The sequence below is a fragment of the Sulfitobacter sp. GN1-4 genome (assembly GCF_055693825.1).
In genome coordinates this window covers 897209-920238 of the sequence record NZ_JBVFUQ010000003.1, presented here as the reverse complement: position 1 = coordinate 920238, position 23030 = coordinate 897209, and the positions used below count along the sequence as shown (strand labels likewise).

Below are 23030 nucleotides of genomic sequence, written 5' to 3'. Positions count from 1 at the left end.
CAGAGTTTCAAATCAGGGTTAACGAAACCTAAAGAGCGCTTCATCTTTCCACTACACCTCCACAGGGGTCCGGGGGTGTGAAACCCCCGGTCTACCCTCACAACAAAGGACCCAGGTCATGACGATTAAACTGCATTGCTTTGGCGAAAGCGGCCATTCTTACAAAGCGGCACTGGCGCTGGAACTCTCTGGTTTGGCATGGGAGCCGGTGAAAGTTGACTTTTTCGCAGGCCAGGGCCGTTCAGATGCGTACCGGTCTGAGCTGAATGTGATGGGCGAGGCACCGGTCATGATTGATGGCGATGTCAAGCTGACCCAGTCGGGCGTGATCCAGGATTATGTGTCCGAAAAGTCCGGCAAACATGGCGGCAAGGATGCTGCAGAACGCCGTGAAGTCCTGCGCTGGATTCTGTGGGACAATCACAAGCTGAGCTCTGTGGCCGGTATGACCCGGTTCTTGATGAACTTCCTGCCAGAGGACAAGCGCCCCCAAGAGGTGATCGGCTTTAACCTCGGACGGCTCAAAGGGGCCTATGATGTTCTGAACACGCATCTTGCAGGGCGTGATTGGATTGTGGGCGATGGTTTGACCAACGCAGATATGACCTGCTGTGGGTATCTTTATTACCCTGAGCCCTTCGGCTTTGACCGCAAGGATTACCCCAACATCGACGCATGGCTTTCGCGCCTGTCTGACACACCGGGGTGGAAAGCCCCTTATGACCTGATGCCCGGCAGCCCTGCTGACCGCGCCTGAACACAACAGATCGGAGACCCTCTCAATGACCGACGCCTATATCTATGACGCCCTGCGCACCCCGCGCGGCAAGGGGCGCAAAGACGGATCGTTACACGAAGTGACTGCGCTGCGCCTGTCGGCTCAGACCATGAACGCCATGAAAGAACGCAACAACCTGGAAGGTCACGCTGTTGAAGACGTGATCTGGGGCAATGTCACCCAGGTGATGGAGCAGGGCGGCTGTTTGGCACGCTCAGCCGTTTTGGCCTCTGATCTGGATGAGAGCATTCCGGGTTTGGCCATCAACCGCTTCTGCGCTTCAGGCATGGAGGCTGTGAACCTGGCGGCAAATCAGGTCAAAGGCGGCGCAGGCGATGCCTATATCGCAGGCGGTGTTGAGATGATGGGCCGCGTCGCCATGGGCAGCGACGGGGCGGCCATTGCTGTCGATCCGACGTTGGCGATGGAGCAGTATTTCGTCCCGCAAGGCATTTCAGCGGACATCATTGCCACTGAATACGGCTATTCCCGCGATGATGCAGATATGCTTGCCATGGTCAGCCAGCAGCGCGCCAAGGCCGCGTGGGATGACAACCGTTTTGCGAAATCTGTCATCCAGATCAAGGATCAGAACGGTCTGACCATTCTGGATCATGATGAATACATGCGCCCTGAGACCGACATGCAAAGCCTTGGATCGTTGAACCCTGCGTTCCAGCAGATGGGTGAAGTGATGCCCGGCTTTGATAAGGTTGCCCTGCTGAAATACCCGCATCTTGAGAAAATCCACCACATTCACCACGCTGGCAACTCATCTGGCATCGTGGATGGGGCGGCGGCTGTTTTGATCGGCAACAAAGAGTTTGGCGAGAAATACGGCCTGAAGCCACGCGCCCGCATCAAAGCCACTGCAAAGATCGGCACCGATCCGACCATCATGCTGACCGGTCCAGTGCCTGTGACTGAAAAAGTGCTTGCTGAAAATGGCATGAGCATCAAGGACATCGACCTTTTTGAAGTGAATGAGGCCTTCGCATCTGTTGTCATGCGCTTCATGGACGCCTTTAATGTCGAGCACGAGAAGGTGAATGTGAACGGCGGCTCCATTGCGATGGGCCATCCGCTGGGGGCCACCGGTGCCATGATCATCGGGACCCTGCTGGATGAGCTGGAACGTGCAGACAAAGAGGTTGGCCTGGCCACCCTTTGTATCGCGTCCGGCATGGGGGCCGCGACTGTGATTGAAAGGGTCTGACATTGAAAGACAAACTGCCAAGCAATGATGTGGCGATGGAAATCTATCAGGATTTCCTCCATCAGATCACACGCGCTTATATGGCTCGAGATTTCGAAGCCTATGCGCAGTTGATCCGGGTGCCCCATGATCTTGGCAGTTTTGGTCCCCGCTTAGAAGTGCGCAACCGCAAAGAACTCAAGGTGCTTTTTGACAGCATCTGCGATCACCTGACAAGTGAGAGTAATGGGGAGTATGTCCGCACCTGTCTGACGGCTGAGTTTGTGAACCCTAACAAGATTGTTGGCGTTCATGAGACACGGTTGGTGTCAGGCGGTGTGATCAAGGACGGCCCCTATCCTGTAAAGGGCATTATGCGGCGCATTGAGGGAAAATGGTGGGTCTGCGGATCCGATAATGCCATTGAACCCGCTGACGGTATGGGACGTGTCATCGACGAAAGCAGACGCCTGAATGAAGAGCTTTCAGGCCAAACCATACACTAAGTCCGGGCGCGCCCGGCGATCTTCACCAAGGAGCATTCTCCAATGACCGACTTTACCATGCAAACGGACGCCGATGGCGTTGCCGTTATCACCTGGGATGTTGCTGACAAATCCATGAACGTGATGTCCATTGATGGGCTGAGCGAGCTGGACGCGCTGATTGATCAGGCGCTGGCTGATGAGGCTGTCAAAGGCATCGTAATCACCTCTGGCAAAGAAGGGTCTTTTGCCGGCGGCATGGACCTGAACCTTTTGGCCAAGATGAAGGCTGAGGCGGGCGATGATCCGGCCAAAGGGCTTTTTGAGGGCACCATGCGGATGCACGGCCTGCTGCGCAAGATTGAGCGCGCGGGCATGGACCCCAAGACCAACAAAGGCGGCAAGCCGATTGCCGCGGCCCTGCCCGGCACGGCGGCGGGCATCGGGCTGGAGTTGCCCTTGGCCACGCACCGCATCTTCTGTGTGGATAACCCCAAGGCGCGCATTGGCCTGCCTGAGATCATGGTGGGCATCTTCCCCGGCGGCGGGGGCACGACGCGCCTGTCATTCAAGCTGGGCGCGATGAACGCCTCGCCCTTCTTGCTGGAAGGCAAGATGGTGGCCCCTGCGGCGGCTGTCAAAGCAGGGCTGATTGATGAGGCGGTTGCAGATCCGCTGGCGGCGGCCAAGGAATGGGTGTTGAACGCCAAGGATGCCGACATCGTCAAACCCTGGGACGCCAAGGGTTATAAGATGCCCGGCGGCGCACCTTTCCATCCGGCGGGCTTCATGACCTTTGTGGGCGCAAACGCCATGGTCAACGGCAAGACCAAAGGGGCCTTCCCGGCGGCAAAGGCGCTGCTCTCTGCGGTATATGAAGGCGCGCTGGTGCCGTTTGACACCGCGCTCAAGATTGAGGCGCGTTGGTTCACGTCTATTCTGATGAACCCAAGCTCTTCGGCGATGATCCGGTCGCTGTTCCTGAACAAAGAAGCCTTGGAGAAAGGCGCTGTGCGTCCGCAAGGCATCGCAGATCAGCGCGTCAAAAAGCTGGGCGTTCTGGGCGCGGGCATGATGGGCGCGGGCATTGCGCTGGTCTCAGCTCAGGCGGGCATCGAGGTGGTGCTGATCGACCGCGATCAGGAAGCGGCCGACAAGGGCAAAGCCTATTCTGAGGCCTATCTGGACAAGGGCATCGCGCGCCGCAAGGTGACGCCCGAGAAGAAAGAGGCGATGCTGGGCCTGATCAATGCCACGCCGGATCTGGACGCGCTGAAAGGGTGCGACCTGATCATCGAAGCGGTGTTTGAGGACCCCAAAGTCAAAGCCGAGATGACCCAAAAGGTCGAAGCGATCATCCCAGAGGATTGCATCTTTGCCTCCAACACCTCCACCTTGCCGATCACCGGCCTGGCCGAGGCATCGTCGCGCAAAGAGCAATTCATCGGCATTCACTTCTTCTCTCCTGTTGAGAAGATGCTGCTGGTGGAGATCATCAAAGGCAAAGAGACCGGCGACCGTGCGGTGGCCAAGGCGTTGGATTATGTGCGCCAGATCAAGAAGACGCCGATTGTGGTCAACGATGCGCGCTTCTTCTATGCCAACCGCTGCATCATCCCTTACGGCGGTGAAGCGACGCGCATGGTGACCGAAGGTGTGGCACCGGCGCTGATCGACAATGCCGCGCAAATGCTGGGCTTCCCCGTGGGGCCGATCCAGTTGGGCGATGAAACCTCTATCGACCTGGCCACCAAGATCATGCGCGCCACCAAGGCTGCGATGGGCAATGCCTATCCGGCTTCTGAGGCAGATGACCTGATTGTCTGGATGGAAGAAGAAGGTCGTTTGGGCCGCAAGGCCAAAGCGGGCTATTTCAACTATGACGAAAAGGGCAAGCGCACGGGCTATTGGAAGGGCATCCACGACAAGTACCCCTTGGCCGAGGTGCAGCCAGACGTTCAAGAAGTGCAGGACCGCTTGATGTTCGTGCAGGCCCTGGAAGCTGTGCGCGCGCTGGAAGAAGGCGTGTTGATGGACATCCGCGAAGGCGACGTAGGCGCGATCCTGGGCTGGGGCTTTGCGCCCTGGACCGGTGGGCCGCTGAGCTGGCTGGACATCATCGGCACGCCCTACGCGGTGGAACGGTGCCGTGAGTTGGCTGCGAAGTTCGGCGACCGGTTTGATCCCCCTGCCCTGCTGGTGGAGATGGGTGAGAAGAACCAAAGCTTCTATGGCCGCTTTGGCACCGAGGCCGCTGCCGCGGCGTGATGCGTCACATATGAACGTGAAAAGGGGCGCGCGTGCGCCCCTTTTTTGTGGCACGCGGGGGCCGCTTTTCTGCCGCACCGCCCATTGCAAGTCAGGCCTGCCTCACCCAAGGTGCGCGCAAACACTGCGATGGCTTTCCCCTATGATATCCCGCCCCACGTCCACGACGACCGGCTTTGCCGCTGCCTGGCTGATCGTGCTGATCTGGTCCTTCTGGCTGATCGCCAGCCGGGTTGCGGCGGATGCAGGGCTGACGATCTATGATCTGGCCGCAATGCGCTATGGCCTGGCCAGCCTCGTGGCGCTGCCGCTGTGTCTTTACTACAAACCCTGGCGGGGCCTGTCGCTGATCCAAATCGCGGTGACTTCATTCATCCTGGGGCCAGTCTATATCCTGTGTGTTTTTGCCGCGTTCCTGTTTGCCCCTGCTGCCCATGGCGGGATCTTTATGAACGGCACATTGCCCTTGGTGGCGATTGTGATCGGTGTGATGCTTTTTGGCGTGCGGCCCGGCAACCGTCAGATGGCGGGGGCGCTGTTGATCCTGGCCTCCACCGTGGTGCTGGCCTGGGAGGGCACGGCGCGCGCAGGCAGCAGCGCCTGGATCGGCGATCTGCTGTTCATCCTGGGCGCGGTGTTTTTCTCTTTCTACGTTGTCTTGTCAGAACGTTGGTCGCTTGGCCCGATGCAGATCATCTTTTGCGGCACGATTGTGAATGCGGTGCTTTACCTGCCGATCTGGGCGCTGTTCTTGCCCTCTGGTCTGGCCGACGCCCCTGCGGGGCCATTGCTGCTGCAAGCGATCTATCAGGGCTTTGTGCCGAACCTCATCGGGTTGTTGATGGTCGCCTATGCCTCGCGCAGCATTGGCAATGTGGCGACGTCTTCGATCCTGGCGGCGGTGCCGGGGACAGGGGCCGTTCTGGGGGCGCTGATTTTGGGCGAAGGCATGGGGCCGATTGGGATTGTCGCCTTGGTAATCCTCACGCTTGGGCTTCTCATCAGCGTGCGCAAACCGCGCGGGACGGTGGCCCCGTCTTAGCCTGCTTCTTCGAACCGGTAGCCAAAGCGCGCGATATCCGCCGCACAACACTCAGCCACGATGGCGCGGCTTTGCGCGTCATAATAGCTCTGGTAGCCCCGCCACCGGTCTGAGGCGTTCTCATGCGGCAAGGTGACATCAAAACCCAGATGTTCAAAGAGCGGCTGCGCATCCTGGGAAAAATGCTCCAACCGGATAAAAAGCCCACCGCGGTCAGCACCGGTGATGTCCGTTAGGTAACGCGCAGCAGGCCAATCGCGCTGCGCCTGTTGGGTACGAGCATCGGCCAGAAAACCCGCGAAATCCTGCCCCTTGGCGAGATGGACTGACGCGTGATCAAAACGCTGCGCGCGGAGCCAGTGGTAATAGCTGACCATCCGGTCCCAGGGGTTGCGGACCAGGGTAAAGCACAACATCTGCGCCATTTCATCGGGGCTGACGATGCCGTCGATATCGGCCAGTGTTGAGTGTTTCCAAAGCCGGCCCGCGCTTGGCGCATCAGCCAGGCGGCGGCGGCGTTTGAGGGCTTTGGGCGTGTCTCCTAGCATCAGGTCGTCCTTCATTGCCCGCGCCTCAAGCGCCAGCGCCAGCGACGTGCCGCCGGTTTTGGGAATATGCACAAAGATGTAAGCGCGCCCCTGGCTGATGATCATACCTGTGCCTCCGCGCTTGAGCGCAGCGCGATGATGCTGCCAGCGCCCGCGATCAGGACCATGCCCAACAAACCCAAGAGCGGAACGGTTTGGTTCCACATCACCCAGGCCCAGAAGCTGGCAAAGACCAGCAGGGAGTATTCAAAGACCGCCACATGGCTCGCCTCGCCCAGCTGGTAGCCGCGAAAGATCAGCGCGATCCCGATCAGTGACCCCACCGCCTGAACCGCAAACCAAAACAGCATCGCCGCATCCAGCGGCCCCCAAGAGCGCAGGACAAAGCCCGCGTGCCCCGCAGGTGCCTCTGCATTGACCAAAAAGATACCGATCAGCCCGAAAACCCCCAGCACCCCAAAGAACCCCGCCGTCAGGCACATCGTGCTTTCGCCTTCGCACCAGGCACGGGTGGCCACCGCCCCCACCGCGTAAAGCAGTCCGGCAAAGATCGGCAGAAAGGCCACTGGGTCCAGCGCCGCAGGATCAGGCCGGATCACCATCAAGGCGCCTGCAAACCCCATGACCACCGCCGCCCAACGAAAGGGGCCCACGCGTTTGCCCTGAAAGAAAATGGAAATCAGCACCACAAAAAGCGGTGCCGTGAAGAGCCCCGCGACCACCACCCCAATGGGCAGAACCGACAGGCAACCAAAATAGATCAACATAGCACCTGCCTGAAACAGACTGCGGCCCATCACGGCAACGGGGCGGTTTGCTCGCATCGTGCCATAGCCCAGAAGTACAATCAGCATCAGAACGCCAACCGCCATCAGCGAGCGGACGAAGTGAAATTGCCACAGCGATCCACGCTCTGAGATATAGGGCACAAAGTTATCGGTCAGGCCCAGCGTGGCCATGCCCGCAAGGATCGCGGCCGCTGCCGCCCCTGGCTTTACAACTGTTGTGCTCAAACACCTGCCCTCTTTGCAAAATTGACCTTTTCAAAGTCGCACAGCTGCCGCAATACTCTGCGGCCAGAGCGACATCAATTCGGGGAGGATGCGACATGGGATGGATGGCTGACGAAACAGGCTTGGACAAATGCGCCGCCAACTATGTGCCGCTGACGCCTTTGTCTCATTTGCGCCGCGCAGCAGAGGTTTTTGCAGAGCGTACCGCAGTGGTCTATGGCGATCACCGGGTGAGCTATGCCGAATACCTGGACCGCTGCACGCGCTTGGCCTCAGCGCTTAGTAAGATGGGCGTCGCCCCCGGCGATGTGGTCGCTACGCTGATCCCCAACCTGCCCGCCCAAGCCGAGGCGCATTTTGGCGTGCCAGCTTGTGGTGCGGTCCTAAACACCATCAACACGCGTCTCGATGTGGGCACTGTGGCCTATATCTTTGATCATGGCGGGGCCAAGGTTGTGTTGGTGGATACCGAATTCATGGCGCTGGCCGAAGCCGCCTGCGCGGAGATGACGGGAGAGGGGCCCACCCTTATCGAAGTCACCGATGTCTTGCCTGCGACCGGTAAGCACCAGACTTATGACGCTCTGCTGGCCACCGGGGACCCGGATTTCGCCTGGCACATGCCGCAGGACGAATGGGAAAGCCTCGCGCTCAATTACACCTCTGGCACCACCGGGCGGCCAAAAGGCGTGGTTTATCACCACCGGGGTGCCTATCTGATGACGATGGGCACCGTCATTTCCTGGCGGATGGTCCTGCACCCGGTGTTCATGCAGATCGTACCGCTGTTTCATTGCAACGGCTGGAACCACACCTGGATGATGCCGCTGATCGGCGGCACGCTGGTGTGCAGCCGTGATATCACCGCCAAGGCGATCTATGACGCCATCGCCGATGAAGGCGTGACCCATTTCGGCGGCGCGCCCATCGTGCTAAACATGCTGGTGAATGCCCCTGACGCAGAACGACGCGCCTTTGACCATACGGTTGAGGTCTTTACCGCCGGGGCACCCCTGCCCCAGCCACCTTGGGCAAGATTGAGCAGTTGGGCTTTAACATCACCCAAGTGTACGGGCTGACAGAAACCTATGGCCACGTCACAGAATGCATCTGGAAGGCCGAAGACTGGGACAGCCTGGAGGCTGGGGAAAAAGCAGCGATCAAGGCCCGCCAGGGCGTGGCCTTTCCGATGATGGAACGTATCACCGTCGCAGATGCCGATGTGAGCGAGACGCCAAATGACGGCACCACGCAAGGTGAGATCATGATCCGTGGGAACGCGGTTATGAAGGGGTACTTAAAAAATCCGGACGCCACCGCAGAAGCCTTTAAGGGCGGTTACTTCCATTCCGGCGACATCGCGGTCCAGCATCCCGACGGCTATATCCAGATCGCCGACCGCGCCAAAGACATCATCATCTCAGGCGGTGAAAACATCTCAAGCGTGGAGGTGGAAGGTGTGCTGATGGGCCACCCGGACGTGAACCTGGCCGCTGTGGTGGCCAAACCGGATGAGAAATGGGGCGAGGTGCCTTGCGCATTTGTAGAGCTCAAACCCGGTGCCACAGCGGATGAGGCCGCACTGATCGCGTTCACCCGCGAAACGCTTGCGGGCTTCAAAGCCCCCAAACGCGTGGTGTTCCAGGAGCTGCCCAAAACATCGACGGGCAAGATCCAGAAGTTTGAACTGCGTAAAACAGCCGCGGATTTGGCGTAGAGGAGGCGCGGCCAGCGCTCAGCAGCCATACCAGCGCGGGCGTGAGCGCGTGGGCCGGAACCTTGTTTTCAGCCCAGGCCACGCCCCCTCTTTGCCACCCAATCGAAGCCTGCTAATCTGCCCCAAAAGAACATGAGCAGAGCAGATGACCGCGCTTACCAAATATGCACGGCTTGAAGCGACCGCCCTTTGGCGGCCCACCCCGGACGATCAGCGCCGCGAGGTGGTGGTCTCTATTGGTGATGCAACGCTGGTGATCACGGACATGAAGGATCAGGCGCTGACCCATTGGTCTTTGGCGGCTGTGGAACGGGCCAACCCCGGCAAAACCCCTGCGATTTTTCACCCAAACGGCGATCCTGGCGAAACCGTTGAGCTGCCCGAGAGCGAAGCGGAGATGATCGAGGCCATCGAGACCCTGCGCCGCGCGATTGAGAAATCGCGCCCCAAACCTGGGCGTTTGCGCTGGATGGGGATGTCGCTTTCGGCGCTTGCGGTGATCTGGCTGGCGCTGGTTTGGCTGCCCGGTGCCGCGCAGGATCATGCAGTTTCTGTCGTGCCAGATGTGAAACGCGATGCCTTGGGGGCGGCCCTCTTGACCCGCATTGAACGGGTGTCTGGGCCCAGTTGTGGCGATCCGGCTGGGCTGGCTGCTTTGGCGCTGTTCTCTGGCCGGCTTGAGGCAGGCCCCATCGCCGTCCTGCCCGCTATGACCCGCGACAGCTTGCATTTGCCCGGCAACCTGATCGTGTTGAACCACAGTGTTTTGGAAGATCACGAAGACCCTGATGTCGCTGCGGGCTTTATCGTCACGGAGCTGACTTTGCGCGATGCCTCAGATCCATTGCGCGACCTGTTGCGGGTTGTGGGCCTGCGCGAAACCTTCCGGTTGCTGACGACGGGCCGCATCTCAGATCCTGCGCTTGATGCCTATGCAGAGCATCTGATGACCACGCCGCCCCCGGCCCCCGACACCGCGGCGCAACTGGCCCGCTTTGCCCATGCCAACCTGCGCAGCACCCCCTATGCCTATGCCATCGACATCACGGGCGAGACGACGCTGAACCTGATCGAAGGCGATCCGATGAACGGCAAGCTGACAGAGCCGCTGATTTCGGATGCCAATTGGCTGCGGCTCCAGGCCATCTGCGGAGGCTGAGGCTTAGGATGTGGGACACCGTTGTCCGATTGGGGCTGTCGCCGCTGTTGATCACCCAAGCGCTGCAGGTGCGGCGCATTGCCCAAAGCCTGCCAGAGGCAGAAGGTCCGCGCAGCGGCGTGCGGGGACAGGGTCCACGTCTGAACCTGGCCATCATCGGCGATAGCTCTGCCGCCGGGGTCGGTGTGGCGCAGCAGACGGAAGCGCTGGCGGGTCAAACCGTTGCTGCCCTGGCCCAGGATTTCACCGTCCATTGGCACCTTGATGCGCTGACCGGTGCGACGACAAAATCAACGCTCGCACGATTGCAAACCGCCGCATTGCCGCCCGCAGATATGGCAATTGTCGCTTTGGGGGTGAATGATGTGACCCGTCTTGTCCCTGCCAAAACATGGGTCCGCCAGCAGGATGCGCTTTTGAGGTATCTGTCGGCGCGCTGTGGCGTAAAGCGCTTCTTTATTTCAGCCATGCCGCCGCTGCATGCCTTTCCCCTGTTGCCAGAACCCTTGCGGTGGACCTTGGGCCGTCACGCCCGCAAGCTGGAAGCGCATCGTCTGGCGTATCTGGTAGGACGGGCGGATTGCCGCCATGTAGACTTTGATCTGCCAGAAGACCCTAGCCTGATGGCCGAAGACGGTTTTCACCCCTCTGCCAATCTTTATGCCCTTTGGGGCGCGCGCATGGCGGCTGAGATCACATCAAGCTGGCCCGTTTCTGAGCCGCCCTAGGCCATCCTGACTTCCGCTCTGGGCGCCGCCAATAGGTTAACGGACGTAGGCGTCACCATAGCCCGCACCGCGCAGCCGCTTCATCGCGCTTTGCGCTTTGCCGTCGGTGAAAGGACCTGCTTGCACAGACATATAGGTCTTGCCACCGCTGCGACGCTTGCCAATGCGTGCAGGCAAACCCATCCGCGCGATCTGCTGTGCGACCCGCTGTGCGTTGTCAGGGTTTAGGAAGATGCCAACCTGCACATAGCGATTACCCGCAGGGGCCACCTTTTGCGGCCGGGGTGCCGTTGCTGCCTTTGGCGCAGAGCGTGTGGAGATCACGGGCGCGCGCTGGACGGGCTTTGCACCCGGCTTGCGCAGGATGCGCTTCATCAGCTTGCCATCTTTTTTGACAAGGCTCACTTCACCCAATTCCGCGCGCTGTTGCTGAATGCTGGTGTAGGGATAGATCAGCGGGACGGATGCGGTCACATCCCGGCCCGAGCGGCGGTCAATCAAACGGCGCGGCACGGTCTGCGTCCAGATCAGCAGCATGTCACCGCGACCGGCCAGGTTTTGCTCAGCCCGGTGGGGGTTCAGACGGTCGTCATCCCACACAGGTCGGTATCCTTTGGGGATAGACACGTTGCGGGTGTTGATCCGATTCTCGGCCACATGCTTGGGCACAATGCGTGTTGTTGCAGTGACTGTTGGTGCCTGAGCAACCTGCACGGGCTGCACCGTGCCTGCGGCTGCTGCCGTTGGGGCTGGCGTTACGGCAAACTGCGTTTGGCCAGTCACCTCGCCATCTCGTCCGGCTGTGCGGTAGGGTAGGATCGGCGCATCTTGGGGGCCGCAGCGCACGCCCGCGCCTTTCAAATACTGCTGAGAGATGCTGGAGGCGTTCACACAAGGGCTCGCCCCCTCCGCAAGGACAATCCGCTGCGGTTGTCCAGGGGCCGCGGGTTTGGGTTGCACGACGACCTTGGGCTTAGGCTTTGGCTTGGGGGCCGTTTGCCGCATCACCTTGGGCTTTTTCGGCTTAAGTGCCGGAGCGGCGGCTTGCGCCACGCGGCGCGGCTTGGGCTTTGCGCTGGTTTCTGTCGCCGTTGAAGCAGTTTCAGCTGCGGGTGCCTCTTGGGTAGTAACCTCTTGAGTGTTGGCCGGCGCAGGCGCTTCTGCTACTTCCTGGGCCAAAGAGGGGCGGAAGCCACAGATCACCTTGCGGTCGCGTGTCACACGCGGCACCCAGGATACGTCGCCATCAATCCCGGCCCGAATGAACACGCAGCCATTGCTGTCTACGTATTGCTTGCCTTTGTAGGTCGCAGGCGGAAACTCTGCTGGCACCTGATCACTGGCCTGTGCCTGCCCAGATCCGCTTTGCAATACCAGTGCCAAGCTGCCCGCCATCACCCCGATGGCCAAAAACCGCGTTACTTTCATCTCGTGCCCCCACACAATATGTAGTAGAAGTTGCCGCAGCCTACCCCATGGTCAAGCCATTGTCAGCAAGTAACCGTTTCATCTGGCAGATTATTTGGTGCCAAACATTCTGTCACCAGCATCCCCCAGACCGGGCACGATATAGCCGATCTCGTTTAGCTTTTCATCAATGGCCGCGGTGACAATCGGCACATCTGGGTGCGCTTCTTTCATCCGGGCGATGCCCTCAGGTGCGGCAAGCAGGCACAGAAAGCGGATGTTCTTGGCGCCTGCCTGTTTTAACATATCAATTGCCGCAACAGATGAATTGCCGGTGGCCAACATCGGATCCACTGCAATGACCAGCCGGTCTTGCAGCTCGTCAGGGACCTTGAAGTAGTACTGCACCGGCTTGAGCGTTTCTTCGTCACGGTAGAGGCCGACAAAACCCACACGGGCCGAAGGGATCAGCTCAAGCACCCCATCAAGCAGGCCATTGCCCGCCCTGAGGATTGAGATCAGGGCCAGTTTCTTGCCATCCAAGGTGGGCGCATCCATCGGGCCCATGGGGGTTTCAATGCCCTTGGTCGTCATCGGCAGGCCGCGTGTCACCTCATAGGCCAAAAGCTGGCTAATCTCGCGCAAGAGCTGCCGAAACACTGCCGTTGGCGTGTCCTTGTCGCGCATGATGGTCAGCTTGTGCTGCACCAGCGGGTGATCAACGTGGGTGACATGGTCATCTGACTGCGACATCGAGCGGCTCCTTTTGTGTGCATCTGTTCTGGCCCGAAATGGGCAAGGCCGCAAGCGCTGTGCCTTGGGGTTTCGGATCAATATAGATCGTCAGAAGACTGCGTTGAGGGGCTGTGCCCAGCTTAGCCCGGTTCAATCCCCAGGTGTTGCGCCACAAGGTGGGCCACATCGGCAAAGGCCATCAGTCCCAATGGACCTTCCGTGCCGCCTTTTGCCAAAACAGGCACCCTTTCGCGGGTGTGATCGGTGCCAACCCAGGTGGGATCGTTCCCGTGATCCGCAGTGATCAGCAAAAGGTCATCTGGCCGCAGCCGTGGCAGGAGTGCGCCGATCTGTGCATCAAACCATTCCAGCGCCCGGGCATAGCCCGACACGTCCCGCCGATGGCCATAAAGGCTGTCAAACTCAACGAAGTTGGCAAAAACCAGCGCGCCCTCTTCTGCCTCAGCAACCAAATCCGACAGGTGCTGCATCAGCGCGACATCCTCCCCTTTGCGGACCTCATCTATGCCGGACATCGAAAAAATGTCGCCAATCTTGCCCACCGCATAGACGCGCCTGCCCGCGTCCTGCACCCAGTTGGTCAGAACTGGGCCCGGCGGCAGGATGGCATAATCGCGCCGGTTGGCCGTGCGTTGAAACCCGCTTTGTTGCTCTCCGACAAAGGGGCGCGCGATCACGCGGCCTACTTTTTGGGCATGCAACAGGGGGGCCACGGCCTCACACAGGCGCAACAGGCGGTCGAGGCCAAAATGCGCCTCGTGGGCTGCAATCTGGAACACGCTGTCGGCGGAGGTGTAGCAAATCGGCCAACCGCTTTCGATGTGCTCTTGCCCCAACCGCGCGATGATCTCGGTGCCAGAGGCATGGCAATTGCCCAAAATATCCGCCGTACCTGCCGCCTGCGCAACCGCCTGACGCAATTCATCAGGAAAGGCTGGTGTTGCGACGGGAAAGTAATGCCAGGCCCAGGGCACCGGCAGGCCGGCCAGTTCCCAATGGCCCGATGGGGTGTCTTTGCCCTGCGATACTTCGGTCGCTGCCCCAAAGCACGCCTGACTTTCGGCGGCCAATCCGGGCACGGTCAGACCGCTGGCCAGCTTTAGCGCAGCGCCCAGGCCCAGGCTGTCCAACACCGGCAGGTGCAGCGGACCGCTGCGACCCTCTTCTGCGGCACCGGCCGCACAGGCCTGCGCGATGTGGCCCAGCGTGTTGGCCCCTGTATCTGGCACATCCCCATTGAAAAACTGTGCGGCATCCGGCGCGCCGCCAATGCCCACACTGTCGATGACCACCAAGAACGCGCGCGGCATCAGCCGATCCTTTCTAGGATCAACTCCGGCACTTTGGGTCGTGAACCACTCAGCTTCATGGCAGCCAGAACCTGTTGCGCCGCGCGGTCGGCCTGATCTGAGCGCACGGCATGTACCACGGCCAGGCTCTGGCCTTTGCTAACCTTGCTGCCCAACCGGGCCACGTTGGACAGGCCAACAGCCGGATTGATCACATCGCCTTCCACCACCCGGCCCCCACCAAGCCCGACAACCGCCAACCCCAAGGCTTCGCCGTCAATCGCTGCGACATATCCGTCTGTGGGAGCGGCGACCTCACGGATGACTGTGGCCTCTGGCAGGAACCGCCGCCAGTTTTCAACAAAACTAACCGGGCCACCCAGGGCCGAGATCATGCGCGCGAAGCGTTCAGCGGCATAGCCATTGCGGATTGCGTGCACCACGGCATCGGCCCCTTCCTGCACATCCTGCGCCAGACCCGCATTGGCCAACAGCACGCCGCCCAGGGCGGCAGAGACATCCACGATCGGCCCGCGCCCATGACCGGTCAGAACCTGCATCACCTCTGCCACCTCCAGCGCATTGCCCAAGCTGGGCACAAGCGGCTGGCTCATGTCACTGATGATTGCGGTGGTCCGGCATTTGGCGGCATTGGCCGTTTTGGTCAATGCCTCAGCCAGCGCTTGGCCTTCGGCCAAGGTCTTCATAAAGGCACCGCTGCCGATCTTGACGTCCAGAACCAACCCCTGCAGGCCCGCGGCCAGCTTTTTGGAGAGGATCGAGGCGGTGATCAGATCAAGCGAATCCACCGTTGAGGACACATCGCGCACCGCATAAAGTCGGCGGTCGGCGGGCGCGATATCAGCCGTTGCCCCAACGATGGCACAGCCCACCTGCCCCACAACATCCTTGAACTGCGCCTCGGACAATTGGGTGGCAACACCGGGATCGCTTCGAGCTTGTCCAGCGTGCCACCAGTATGGCCCAGGCCGCGCCCCGAAATCATCGGCACATACGCGCCGCAGGCGGCCAAGGCAGGGGCCAGAACCAGGCTCACACAATCGCCCACGCCGCCGGTGGAGTGCTTGTCCAACACAGGGCCATCCAGCTTCCAATCCAACACGCGACCTGAGTCGCGCATCGCCAGCGTCAACGCCACGCGGCCCACATCGCTCAGCCCATTGAGGCAAACGCCCATTGCAAAGGCCCCCGCCTGCGCATCGCTGACGCGACCATCGGCCAAAGCCTGCGCCATCCAGGCCAGGTCTTCGCGCGATGGCGTTTTACGGTGGCGCAGTTTGGCCAGAATGGTGCGGGCGTTCACGTGTCAGTCTTTCATCGCCGCAGCACCAAAGGCACCGGGCAAAAGATCGGCAACGGTCGTGTGCTCTTCGGCACCCTCCAGCGTGGCCATGATCACCGGCGTGCTGCCCACCCCAAACTCAGACAGCTTTTGGCGGCAGCCACCGCAGGGGGCCACCGGCGTCGGGCTGCCCGCCACGACATAGGCTTCGGCAATCTCAGTCTCGCCATTGGCGACCATCGCGGCAATCGCACCTGCCTCAGCGCAGGTGCCTTCGGGGTACGCCGCGTTTTCCACGTTGCACCCCACGTACACCGCGCCCGACGGCGTGCGCAGCGCAGCGCCAACTTTGAAGTTGGAATAAGGAGCATGTGCGTTTTCGCGCACTCTCAAGGCCAACTGTCGTAAATCGTCGCTCATACCACCCCCGGTCATTCAGCAAACTATACGAATGCAGCGCAGAAGTTTCGAGTGGCAAAAAACACCTCCGCTTCCCCTTTTTCAGTTTTCAGCATAGCCTCACCCAAGGGCAGCTTGGGAGGCACGCGGATCCCCTCCCATTCTCGCCCTTGGCGCGACTGCAAAAGTAGTTTAACGCTAAACTAAATTTGAGAGGGGGACACTCAAGACATGTCAGACACGCCAAACCTACGCCAGGCCGCCTTGGATTATCATGCCTACCCAAAGCCCGGCAAACTGGAGATCCGCGCCACAAAACCATTGGCCAATGGCCGTGACCTGGCGCGGGCCTATTCGCCGGGCGTGGCGGAGGCCTGCCTTGAAATCAAGGCAGACCCGGCCACCGCTGCCACCTATACCGCGCGCGGCAATCTTGTGGCGGTGGTCACGAATGGCTCTGCTGTGTTGGGCTTGGGCAACATCGGGGCGCTGGCCTCCAAACCGGTGATGGAAGGCAAAGCCGTCCTGTTCAAGAAGTTCGCCAACATTGATTGTTTTGACATCGAGGTTGATGAATCAGATCCGGAAAAGCTGGCTGATATCGTTTGCGCGCTGGGGCCAACCTTTGGGGCCATCAACCTGGAAGACATCAAGGCCCCTGATTGTTTTACCGTTGAACGATTGTGCCGCGAGCGGATGAACATCCCCGTCTTTCATGATGATCAGCATGGAACAGCCATTGTTGTTGGCGCTGCTGCCAAAAACGCGCTGCATGTCACGGGCAAGCGGTTTGAAGACATCAAGATCGTCTCAACCGGGGGTGGCGCGGCCGGCATTGCCTGTCTCAACATGCTGCTGAAGCTGGGGGTAAAGCGCGAAAACGTCTGGCTCTGTGATATCAACGGGCTTGTCTACGAAGGGCGTGAGGTGGACATGAACCCGATCAAATCGGAATACGCCCAGAAAACCGACCTGCGTACGCTGGCAGATGTGATCCCGGATGCAGACCTGTTTCTGGGCCTGTCCGGCCCCGGTGTGCTGAGCCCTGAGATGGTCGGCAAAATGGCGGATAAGCCGATTGTCTTTGCCCTGGCCAATCCCACGCCTGAAATTCTGCCAGATGAGGTGCGCGCTGTTGCCCCTGATGCCATCATCGCCACGGGCCGGTCGGATTTTCCCAATCAGGTCAACAACGTATTGTGTTTCCCCTTTATCTTCCGCGGCGCGCTGGACGTCGGTGCAAGCACCATCAACGACGCCATGCAGGTGGCCTGCGTCGAAGGGATTGCAGCTTTGGCCCGCGCGACGACTTCGGCTGAAGCAGCGGCAGCCTATAAGGGCGAGGAGATGACATTTGGGCCAGACTATCTGATCCCCAAACCCTTTGATCCGCGCCTGATTGGGGTTGTATCCTCGGCTGTGGCGAAGGCGGCCATGGAAACCGGCGTCGCGTCGCGCCCGATTGCTGATCTGGATGCTTATAAGCAAAATCTGGATGGGTCGGTCTTTAAATCAGCGTTGCTGATGCGGCCTGTGTTCGAATCCGCCCGCGTGTCCCCCCGCCGCCTGGTCTTTGCCGAAGGCGAAGACGAACGGGTGCTGCGGGCCGCACAGGCAATCATTGAAGAAACGGTTGAGACGCCGATCCTAATTGGCCGCCCTGACGTGATCCAAAAACGAGTTGAGCAGGCGGGGCTGACGCTCAAGATCGGGGAGAACGTTGATTTGGTGAACCCCGAGAACGACCCGCGCTATCGCGACTATTGGGGCACCTATCACAATCTGCTGTGCCGCAAGGGGGTGTCACCAGATATTGCCCGGGCCATCATGCGCACCAATACCACCGCGATTGGGGCGGTTATGGTGCACCGCGGCGAGGCGGACAGCCTGATTTGCGGCACTTTTGGTGAATTCCGCTGGCATTTGAACTACGTCACCCAAGTGCTGGGACGGGATGGGCTGAGCCCACAAGGCGCGCTTTCTATGATGATCCTGGAGGACGGCCCGCTGTTTATCGCCGACACCCAGGTTCACCTGCACCCCGATCCGACCCAAATCGCTGAGATCGCCCGCGGGGCTGCACGCCACGTGCGCCGCTTTGGGATTGAACCCAAGATTGCCTTTTGTTCGCAAAGCCAGTTCGGCAACCAGGGCGAAGGCACCGGCGGGCGCTTGCGCGCCGCGATCCAAATGCTGGACGCTGAGGGCGTTGATTTCTCCTATGAAGGAGAGATGAACATCGATACCGCCCTTGATCCTGAGCTCAGGGCGCGGCAATTCCCTGCCAACCGTTTGCAGGGTGCTGCGAATGTTTTGATCTTTGCCCATGCAGATGCGGCATCTGGTGTGCGCAACATCCTCAAAATGAAGGGCGGCGGGCTGGAAGTGGGACCCATTCTGATGGGCATGGGCAACAAGGCCCATATCGTCTCCCCTTCCATCACCGCGCGCGGCTTGCTGAATGTCGGTGCTATCGCAGGCACGCCGGTGGCGCATTACGGCTGACGCTCATCGGTGTGACCTCTTCGCTCGGGGGGCTACCCGATGCCGTACCGCATTTCGGGAAACTTGCGCATTTCGCTGCTGGCTCACCAAAACCAACACTTGGTTTCGGCCCCACCCTTGCCTTTGCCCTGTCTGGCAGAGCCCCATCGACCCCTCAAGATAAATAGCGGTTTCCCAGCAAGCTGGGAGCCTCCGCGATTTATCCTGAAGCGCCGCTGTGTCTATGCCCGCCTGTGCCCAGGCAACGGCGGCTCCGAAACCAAGGCAGCGTTAGAAGTTGAGAGAGAAGGACCGGCTGAGACCGATGGACAGGCGCCATTGATCTTCTGATCCGGCCTGGGTGATTGGGCTGTCGGCGGCAGAATTTTGCAGCTTTTCGTAGCTCAACGTGCCTTCAAGGGACCAATCGTTTTTCAAGGCATAGCTGCCCTGGACCTGCAGCCCGGCGCCCAGGATGCCGCCATCTGCGGCATAGGCCCCAAAGCCTGATGCAGCGGCCTCGGCCCCGGTCACGCCAAAATAGGTGCCGGCATAATCGTCATCGCCAAAGTTGATCCGAGGGCCAGCAGTAACCGTGAGACGATCCGAGGGTTGAAAGATCAGGTCGGCACCCAGCGTGCCCACCAGCCCTTCGTGCCCGCCAATGCCTTGGCGCAGTTCCCCGAATGCGAGCCAATTTTGCTGGCGGTACGTCAGGCCCAGGCCCACTTCGACCGTTGTATCGACGTCTTGCAGGCCCGCAAGTTCTGGATAATCAGCCGCATCGCGGCCCGGCACAACATTGAAGGCACCTCCCAGAGACAGACCGTTGCTTGGCAATGCCCCCACGCCGCGCCCGATGCTGAGCCGGCCCCAGGTCAGCCCGCCAAAGCGAAAGCCAAGATCGGGGCGTATTTCATAGGTGTCCGAGCCGGGGTATGCCGGGGCTGCTTCGGCTCCACCGCGCAGCGCGAAATTGAACACACGGTCCTGGGCCATGGCAGGAACGGCCAAAGCGGATAAGACAACACTCACAACAAGGGGGCGAAAACCGGCGCGCATGACACCTCCAACAACACTCTGATTTGAAATATAGGGCGGAAGCCTGTGGATAACAGGCCCCAGCGATCACGATCCGTCAATTCCTGTAAAGCCGCCCACGCGGGCGTGAAAACTTTGTTGCCAAACAAGGCGGCAAGAACGGCTGCAGACTTGCCCCCGCGCGCGCCTCTGCCTAACAAAGGTGCACTCAGGTGAGGAGGAAGACCATGGGATACCGCGAAACCTATCAGCGCTGGCAACAAGATCCAGAAGCCTATTGGATGGAACAGGCGCAGGCGATTGACTGGGTGGTGCCCCCGACCAAGGCGCTGAGCGCGCAGGGTGATAACCTGTTTGAATGGTTCGAAGATGGGATGGTCAACAGCTGCTACAATGCGGTTGACCGGCATGTGGAACGCGGACGCGGCAACCAGATTGCCATCATCCACGACAGCCCGATCACCGGCAAAAAGCAAAAGATCACCTTTGCAGAGCTGCAGACACGGGTGGCCCATCTTGCGGGTGCCATGGCGGCGCGCGGCATTGATAAAGGCGACCGTGTCATCATCTATATGCCGATGATCCCCGAGGCGCTGGAGGCGATGTTGGCCTGTGCGCGGCTGGGCGCGATCCATTCGGTTGTCTTTGGTGGGTTTGCCGCCAATGAACTCGCGGTGCGCGTCGATGATTGCAAACCCAAGGCGATCCTTGCGGCCTCTTGCGGGTTGGAGCCGGGCCGCGTGGTGGAATACAAGCCGCTTATTGACGGGGCTTTGCAGATGTCCAAACACCTGCCGGATTTCTGCATGATCCTGCAGCGCGAAGAACACCCCTGTGAAATGATACAGGGCCGCGATATCGACTGGCATCAGGCCCAGGTGGGCGGGCTGCCTGCGGCCTGCATCCCGGTGGAAGGCAATTTTCCCGCCTATATCCTGTACACCTCTGGCACCACCGGTGCGCCCAAAGGCGTTGTGCGCCCCACAGGCGGGCATCTGGTTGCGCTGAACTGGACCATGAAAAACATCTACCAATGTGACCCTGGCGATGTGTTTTGGGCCGCGTCAGATGTGGGTTGGGTCGTTGGGCATTCCTACATTTGCTATGCGCCACTGATCCACGGCAACACCACCGTTGTATTTGAGGGCAAGCCCGTGGGCACGCCCGATGCCGGCACTTTCTGGCGGGTGATCGAAGAGCATAATGTGCGCAGCTTCTTTACCGCGCCCACAGCGATCCGTGCGGTCAAACGCGAAGACCCCAAAGGCGAATACGCCAAGAAATACGACCTCTCCGGGCTGCGCGCGCTTTATCTGGCGGGCGAACGGGCCGATCCTGACACCATTGAGTGGGCGCAGGATATCCTGGGCAAGCCGGTCTATGACCATTGGTGGCAGACCGAAACAGGTTACACCATTGCTGGCAATCCCGCAGGCCTTGAGGCGCTGCCGGTTAAACTTGGCTCTCCTACCGTGCCAATGCCAGGCTATGATGTGCAAATCCTCGACGATGGCGGCCATCCCCTGCCTGCGGGTGAATTGGGGGCAATCGCCATCAAGCTGCCCCTGCCCCCCGGCACCCTGCCCACGCTGTGGAACGCGACAGACCGCTTTATCAAATCCTATCTGACAACCTTCCCCGGCTATTATGAAACCGGTGACGCGGGCATGATGGATGAGGACGGATACCTCTATATCATGGCGCGCACCGATGATGTGATCAACGTCGCGGGCCACCGTCTGTCCACCGGTGCCATGGAAGAAGCCTTGGCCGGGCACCCCGATGTCGCCGAATGCGCCGTGATCGGCGTCAGCGATACGCTCAAAGGCCAGTCGCCTGTCGGTTTTTTGTGCCTCACCAACGGCGTGAACCGGCCGCATGAAGACATCACCACCGAATGCGTTCAACGCATCCGCGATCAGATTGGCCCGGTGGCGGCCTTCAAAAAAGCGGTTGTGGTGGACCGGCTGCCCAAAACGCGGTCTGGCAAGATCTTGCGCGCGACCATGGTCAAAATCGCCGACAACCAAGAGTTCAAATTGCCTGCCACCATTGATGATCCTGCCATCCTGGATGAAATCAAAGCAGCGCTTCAAACGATCGGCTATGCTCAGGGGGAATAACTGATTCCCCCTCACACAGAAGGCGATGATGGCCGCACCCGTTCTTGAGAACTTTGAGCTTGCCGCAGCCCTGTCGGATCTGACCAATTGGTTGATCCAGCAAGGCCTTGAAAATGTCCCGGTGGAAACCTGGCTTGAGGAATGCTGCAACCGGTTGGTTGTGGCCGGCATCCCGCTGCAGCGGGTCAACATCACCACGCGCGCGCATCATCCTGAGATCGGGACATTGTCGTTTCGCTGGCACCGGGGCGGGCAGAACGAAAGGCTTGAGTATCAGCGCCAAGAAACCGTGGGGGATGAATATCTCAAAAGCCCGATTTTCTATCTCATTTCCAATGACCTGCCTGAGATCCGCCACCGCTTGGATGATCCGGATCTAGAGCAAAACTTCCCCATTTATGATGAGCTGCGCGAACGTGGCACGACAGAGTATTTCGCCACCAAGAAGACCTTTGTTAAACGCGACACCACCAAGGATTTTGATCCCCTGCGCCCCGAAGAGGGCATGATCATCTCAATGACAACAGATCAAAAAGGCGGATTTACCGATGCGCAGCTCAACGGCCTGCGCGATCTGCTTTCGCCGATTTCGCTGACGATCAAATCCAGCGCCAACCGCACCATGGCCGAGGACATCACCGCCGCCTACATGGGGGCCGATGCCAGCCGCAGAGTGCTCTCAGGCGACATCCGGCGCGGCTCATCCGAGACGATTTCGGCGGTGATCTGGTACTTTGATCTGCAAGGTTTCACCAAAATGACCGAAGAGATCGGCGGCGAGGCCGTGATCGAAATGCTGAATGACTACTTTGGTGAGGTCTGCGAACTGGTTGAGGCCGGCGGCGGCAATGTGCTCAAATTCATGGGCGACGGGATGTTGGCGATCTTTGATCTGAACCTGGTCAAAGACGCGCGCGCAGTGGCTGTTGATGCCGCGGCCCGCCTGCCGGGGCTTTTCAAAGATATCAACGCCCGCCGCGCGGCCGATGGGCGTCCAACCACAGGTTTTACGCTGGGGCTTCACGCGGGCGATGTGCTTTATGGCAACATCGGGGGCAAAACGCGTCTCGACTTTACGGTCATTGGCCCTGCGGTGAACACCACCTCCCGCATCCTCGGGATGAGCGATGCGCTGGACCAAACCGTCGTGATTTCATCGGCCGTCGCAAAACCGCTGATCAACAGCCGCAAAGATCTGGTCTCACTCGGCCAGTACCGCCTGCGCGGCGTGCGCGAACGCCAGGAGCTCTTCACGCTCGACTGAAACGCGCGCCCCGTCACGCCCGCCTCAGCCG

At 60.0% G+C, this 23030-nt stretch carries 18 protein-coding genes and 2 pseudogenes; 12 read left to right on the top strand and 8 right to left on the bottom strand.

The annotated features are described in order from the left end of the window. Positions 1 to 118: 118 nt before the first annotated feature. The 5 genes from ACZ1HM_RS04985 (at position 119) to ACZ1HM_RS04965 (ending at position 5768) form a co-directional block, all read left to right on the top strand. A complete protein-coding gene (locus ACZ1HM_RS04985) occupies positions 119 to 757 on the top strand; it encodes a glutathione S-transferase family protein (RefSeq protein WP_472741697.1) in 639 nt (212 codons plus the stop codon). Positions 758 to 782: 25 nt separating this feature from the next. Continuing rightward, a complete protein-coding gene (locus ACZ1HM_RS04980) occupies positions 783 to 1994 on the top strand; it encodes an acetyl-CoA C-acetyltransferase (RefSeq protein ID WP_472741695.1) in 1212 nt (403 codons plus the stop codon). Between the two features lie 2 nt (positions 1995 to 1996). Further along, the gene (locus tag ACZ1HM_RS04975; protein WP_472741693.1) at positions 1997 to 2479 is read left to right on the top strand and encodes a hypothetical protein; all 483 of its coding nucleotides are present in this window, start codon (positions 1997 to 1999) and stop codon (positions 2477 to 2479) included. A gap of 42 nt (positions 2480 to 2521) precedes the next feature. Then, complete coding sequence (locus ACZ1HM_RS04970; protein WP_472741691.1) at positions 2522 to 4726, top strand: 3-hydroxyacyl-CoA dehydrogenase NAD-binding domain-containing protein; 2205 nt, start codon at positions 2522 to 2524, stop codon at positions 4724 to 4726. Positions 4727 to 4868: 142 nt separating this feature from the next. Then, positions 4869 to 5768 carry a DMT family transporter gene (locus ACZ1HM_RS04965; RefSeq protein ID WP_472741689.1) on the top strand — a complete coding sequence of 300 codons (900 nt, stop codon included), beginning with the start codon at positions 4869 to 4871 and terminating at the stop codon, positions 5766 to 5768. Here ACZ1HM_RS04965 and ACZ1HM_RS04960 read toward each other — a convergent pair. Both ACZ1HM_RS04960 and ACZ1HM_RS04955 read right to left on the bottom strand, forming a co-directional pair. After that, positions 5765 to 6421, bottom strand: coding sequence for a sulfotransferase family 2 domain-containing protein (locus tag ACZ1HM_RS04960; protein ID WP_472741687.1), 657 nt, complete (start codon positions 6419 to 6421; stop codon positions 5765 to 5767). The two genes, ACZ1HM_RS04965 and ACZ1HM_RS04960, sit on opposite strands and share 4 nt — an antisense overlap. Further along, the gene (locus tag ACZ1HM_RS04955; RefSeq protein WP_472741685.1) at positions 6418 to 7329 is read right to left on the bottom strand and encodes a DMT family transporter; all 912 of its coding nucleotides are present in this window, start codon (positions 7327 to 7329) and stop codon (positions 6418 to 6420) included. Before ACZ1HM_RS04955 ends, ACZ1HM_RS04960 begins: the two co-directional genes overlap by 4 nt. 95 nt (positions 7330 to 7424) lie before the next feature. Here ACZ1HM_RS04955 and ACZ1HM_RS04950 point away from each other — a divergent pair. The 4 genes and pseudogenes from ACZ1HM_RS04950 to ACZ1HM_RS04935 all read left to right on the top strand — a co-directional run. After that, positions 7425 to 8569 (top strand): annotated as a pseudogene (locus ACZ1HM_RS04950) (AMP-binding protein); the annotation flags it as partial. A gap of 24 nt (positions 8570 to 8593) precedes the next feature. Next, positions 8594 to 9046, top strand: a complete 453-nt coding sequence (locus ACZ1HM_RS04945; RefSeq protein ID WP_472744565.1) for an AMP-binding enzyme — start codon at positions 8594 to 8596, stop codon at positions 9044 to 9046. A 145-nt stretch (positions 9047 to 9191) separates the two neighbouring features. Further along, entirely contained in the window at positions 9192 to 10205 is a 1014-nt protein-coding gene (locus ACZ1HM_RS04940) for a hypothetical protein (RefSeq protein ID WP_472741683.1), read from the top strand. An 8-nt stretch (positions 10206 to 10213) separates the two neighbouring features. Beyond that, the gene (locus ACZ1HM_RS04935; RefSeq protein WP_472741681.1) at positions 10214 to 10933 is read left to right on the top strand and encodes an SGNH/GDSL hydrolase family protein; all 720 of its coding nucleotides are present in this window, start codon (positions 10214 to 10216) and stop codon (positions 10931 to 10933) included. Positions 10934 to 10969: 36 nt separating this feature from the next. Here the strand turns inward: ACZ1HM_RS04935 and ACZ1HM_RS04930 are convergent, their stop codons facing one another. The 5 genes and pseudogenes from ACZ1HM_RS04930 to ACZ1HM_RS04910 form a co-directional block, all read right to left on the bottom strand. Beyond that, positions 10970 to 12361, bottom strand: a complete 1392-nt coding sequence (locus ACZ1HM_RS04930; RefSeq protein WP_472741679.1) for an SPOR domain-containing protein — start codon at positions 12359 to 12361, stop codon at positions 10970 to 10972. A gap of 90 nt (positions 12362 to 12451) precedes the next feature. Continuing rightward, positions 12452 to 13093: a uracil phosphoribosyltransferase gene (gene upp, locus ACZ1HM_RS04925; protein ID WP_472741677.1), complete on the bottom strand. Its 642-nt coding sequence runs from the start codon at positions 13091 to 13093 to the stop codon at positions 12452 to 12454. Between the two features lie 122 nt (positions 13094 to 13215). After that, positions 13216 to 14406 (bottom strand): phosphopentomutase, encoded by a 1191-nt coding sequence (locus ACZ1HM_RS04920; RefSeq protein WP_472741675.1) that lies wholly within the window; start codon positions 14404 to 14406, stop codon positions 13216 to 13218. Then, positions 14406 to 15709 (bottom strand): annotated as a pseudogene (locus ACZ1HM_RS04915) (thymidine phosphorylase). Before ACZ1HM_RS04915 ends, ACZ1HM_RS04920 begins: the two are co-directional and overlap by 1 nt. Positions 15710 to 15712: 3 nt before the next feature. Then, entirely contained in the window at positions 15713 to 16108 is a 396-nt protein-coding gene (locus ACZ1HM_RS04910; RefSeq protein ID WP_472741673.1) for a cytidine deaminase, read from the bottom strand. A gap of 210 nt (positions 16109 to 16318) precedes the next feature. Here ACZ1HM_RS04910 and ACZ1HM_RS04905 point away from each other — a divergent pair, with 210 nt between their 5' ends. After that, the gene (locus tag ACZ1HM_RS04905; RefSeq protein WP_472741671.1) at positions 16319 to 18592 is read left to right on the top strand and encodes an NADP-dependent malic enzyme; all 2274 of its coding nucleotides are present in this window, start codon (positions 16319 to 16321) and stop codon (positions 18590 to 18592) included. A 270-nt stretch (positions 18593 to 18862) separates the two neighbouring features. On the opposite strand, the gene ACZ1HM_RS04900 is transcribed toward ACZ1HM_RS04905, so the two are convergent. Next, positions 18863 to 19633, bottom strand: coding sequence for a MipA/OmpV family protein (locus tag ACZ1HM_RS04900; protein WP_472741669.1), 771 nt, complete (start codon positions 19631 to 19633; stop codon positions 18863 to 18865). A 206-nt stretch (positions 19634 to 19839) separates the two neighbouring features. On the opposite strand from ACZ1HM_RS04900, the gene ACZ1HM_RS04895 reads away from it, so the two are divergent. Further along, on the top strand, positions 19840 to 21735 hold the full coding sequence (locus ACZ1HM_RS04895) for a propionyl-CoA synthetase (RefSeq protein WP_472741667.1): 1896 nt from the start codon (positions 19840 to 19842) through the stop codon (positions 21733 to 21735). 28 nt (positions 21736 to 21763) lie between these two features. Beyond that, the gene (locus ACZ1HM_RS04890; protein WP_472741665.1) at positions 21764 to 22999 is read left to right on the top strand and encodes an adenylate/guanylate cyclase domain-containing protein; all 1236 of its coding nucleotides are present in this window, start codon (positions 21764 to 21766) and stop codon (positions 22997 to 22999) included. The last annotated feature ends 31 nt before the right edge of the window (positions 23000 to 23030 follow it).

Excerpts from the sequence above, each read along its gene's own strand:
- ACZ1HM_RS04985 (WP_472741697.1), top strand. The coding sequence starts at position 119 with ATGACGATTAAACTGCATTGCTTTGGCGAAAGCGGCCATTCTTACAAA.
- ACZ1HM_RS04980 (WP_472741695.1), top strand. The coding sequence starts at position 783 with ATGACCGACGCCTATATCTATGACGCCCTGCGCACCCCGCGCGGCAAG.
- ACZ1HM_RS04970 (WP_472741691.1), top strand. The coding sequence starts at position 2,522 with ATGACCGACTTTACCATGCAAACGGACGCCGATGGCGTTGCCGTTATC.
- ACZ1HM_RS04965 (WP_472741689.1), top strand. The coding sequence starts at position 4,869 with ATGATATCCCGCCCCACGTCCACGACGACCGGCTTTGCCGCTGCCTGG.
- ACZ1HM_RS04960 (WP_472741687.1), bottom strand. The coding sequence starts at position 6,421 with ATGATCATCAGCCAGGGGCGCGCTTACATCTTTGTGCATATTCCCAAA.
- ACZ1HM_RS04945 (WP_472744565.1), top strand. The coding sequence starts at position 8,594 with ATGATCCGTGGGAACGCGGTTATGAAGGGGTACTTAAAAAATCCGGAC.
- ACZ1HM_RS04940 (WP_472741683.1), top strand. The coding sequence starts at position 9,192 with ATGACCGCGCTTACCAAATATGCACGGCTTGAAGCGACCGCCCTTTGG.
- ACZ1HM_RS04935 (WP_472741681.1), top strand. The coding sequence starts at position 10,214 with ATGTGGGACACCGTTGTCCGATTGGGGCTGTCGCCGCTGTTGATCACC.
- ACZ1HM_RS04930 (WP_472741679.1), bottom strand. The coding sequence starts at position 12,361 with ATGAAAGTAACGCGGTTTTTGGCCATCGGGGTGATGGCGGGCAGCTTG.
- upp (WP_472741677.1), bottom strand. The coding sequence starts at position 13,093 with ATGTCGCAGTCAGATGACCATGTCACCCACGTTGATCACCCGCTGGTG.
- ACZ1HM_RS04920 (WP_472741675.1), bottom strand. The coding sequence starts at position 14,406 with ATGCCGCGCGCGTTCTTGGTGGTCATCGACAGTGTGGGCATTGGCGGC.
- ACZ1HM_RS04910 (WP_472741673.1), bottom strand. The coding sequence starts at position 16,108 with ATGAGCGACGATTTACGACAGTTGGCCTTGAGAGTGCGCGAAAACGCA.
- ACZ1HM_RS04905 (WP_472741671.1), top strand. The coding sequence starts at position 16,319 with ATGTCAGACACGCCAAACCTACGCCAGGCCGCCTTGGATTATCATGCC.
- ACZ1HM_RS04900 (WP_472741669.1), bottom strand. The coding sequence starts at position 19,633 with ATGCGCGCCGGTTTTCGCCCCCTTGTTGTGAGTGTTGTCTTATCCGCT.
- ACZ1HM_RS04895 (WP_472741667.1), top strand. The coding sequence starts at position 19,840 with ATGGGATACCGCGAAACCTATCAGCGCTGGCAACAAGATCCAGAAGCC.
- ACZ1HM_RS04890 (WP_472741665.1), top strand. The coding sequence starts at position 21,764 with ATGGCCGCACCCGTTCTTGAGAACTTTGAGCTTGCCGCAGCCCTGTCG.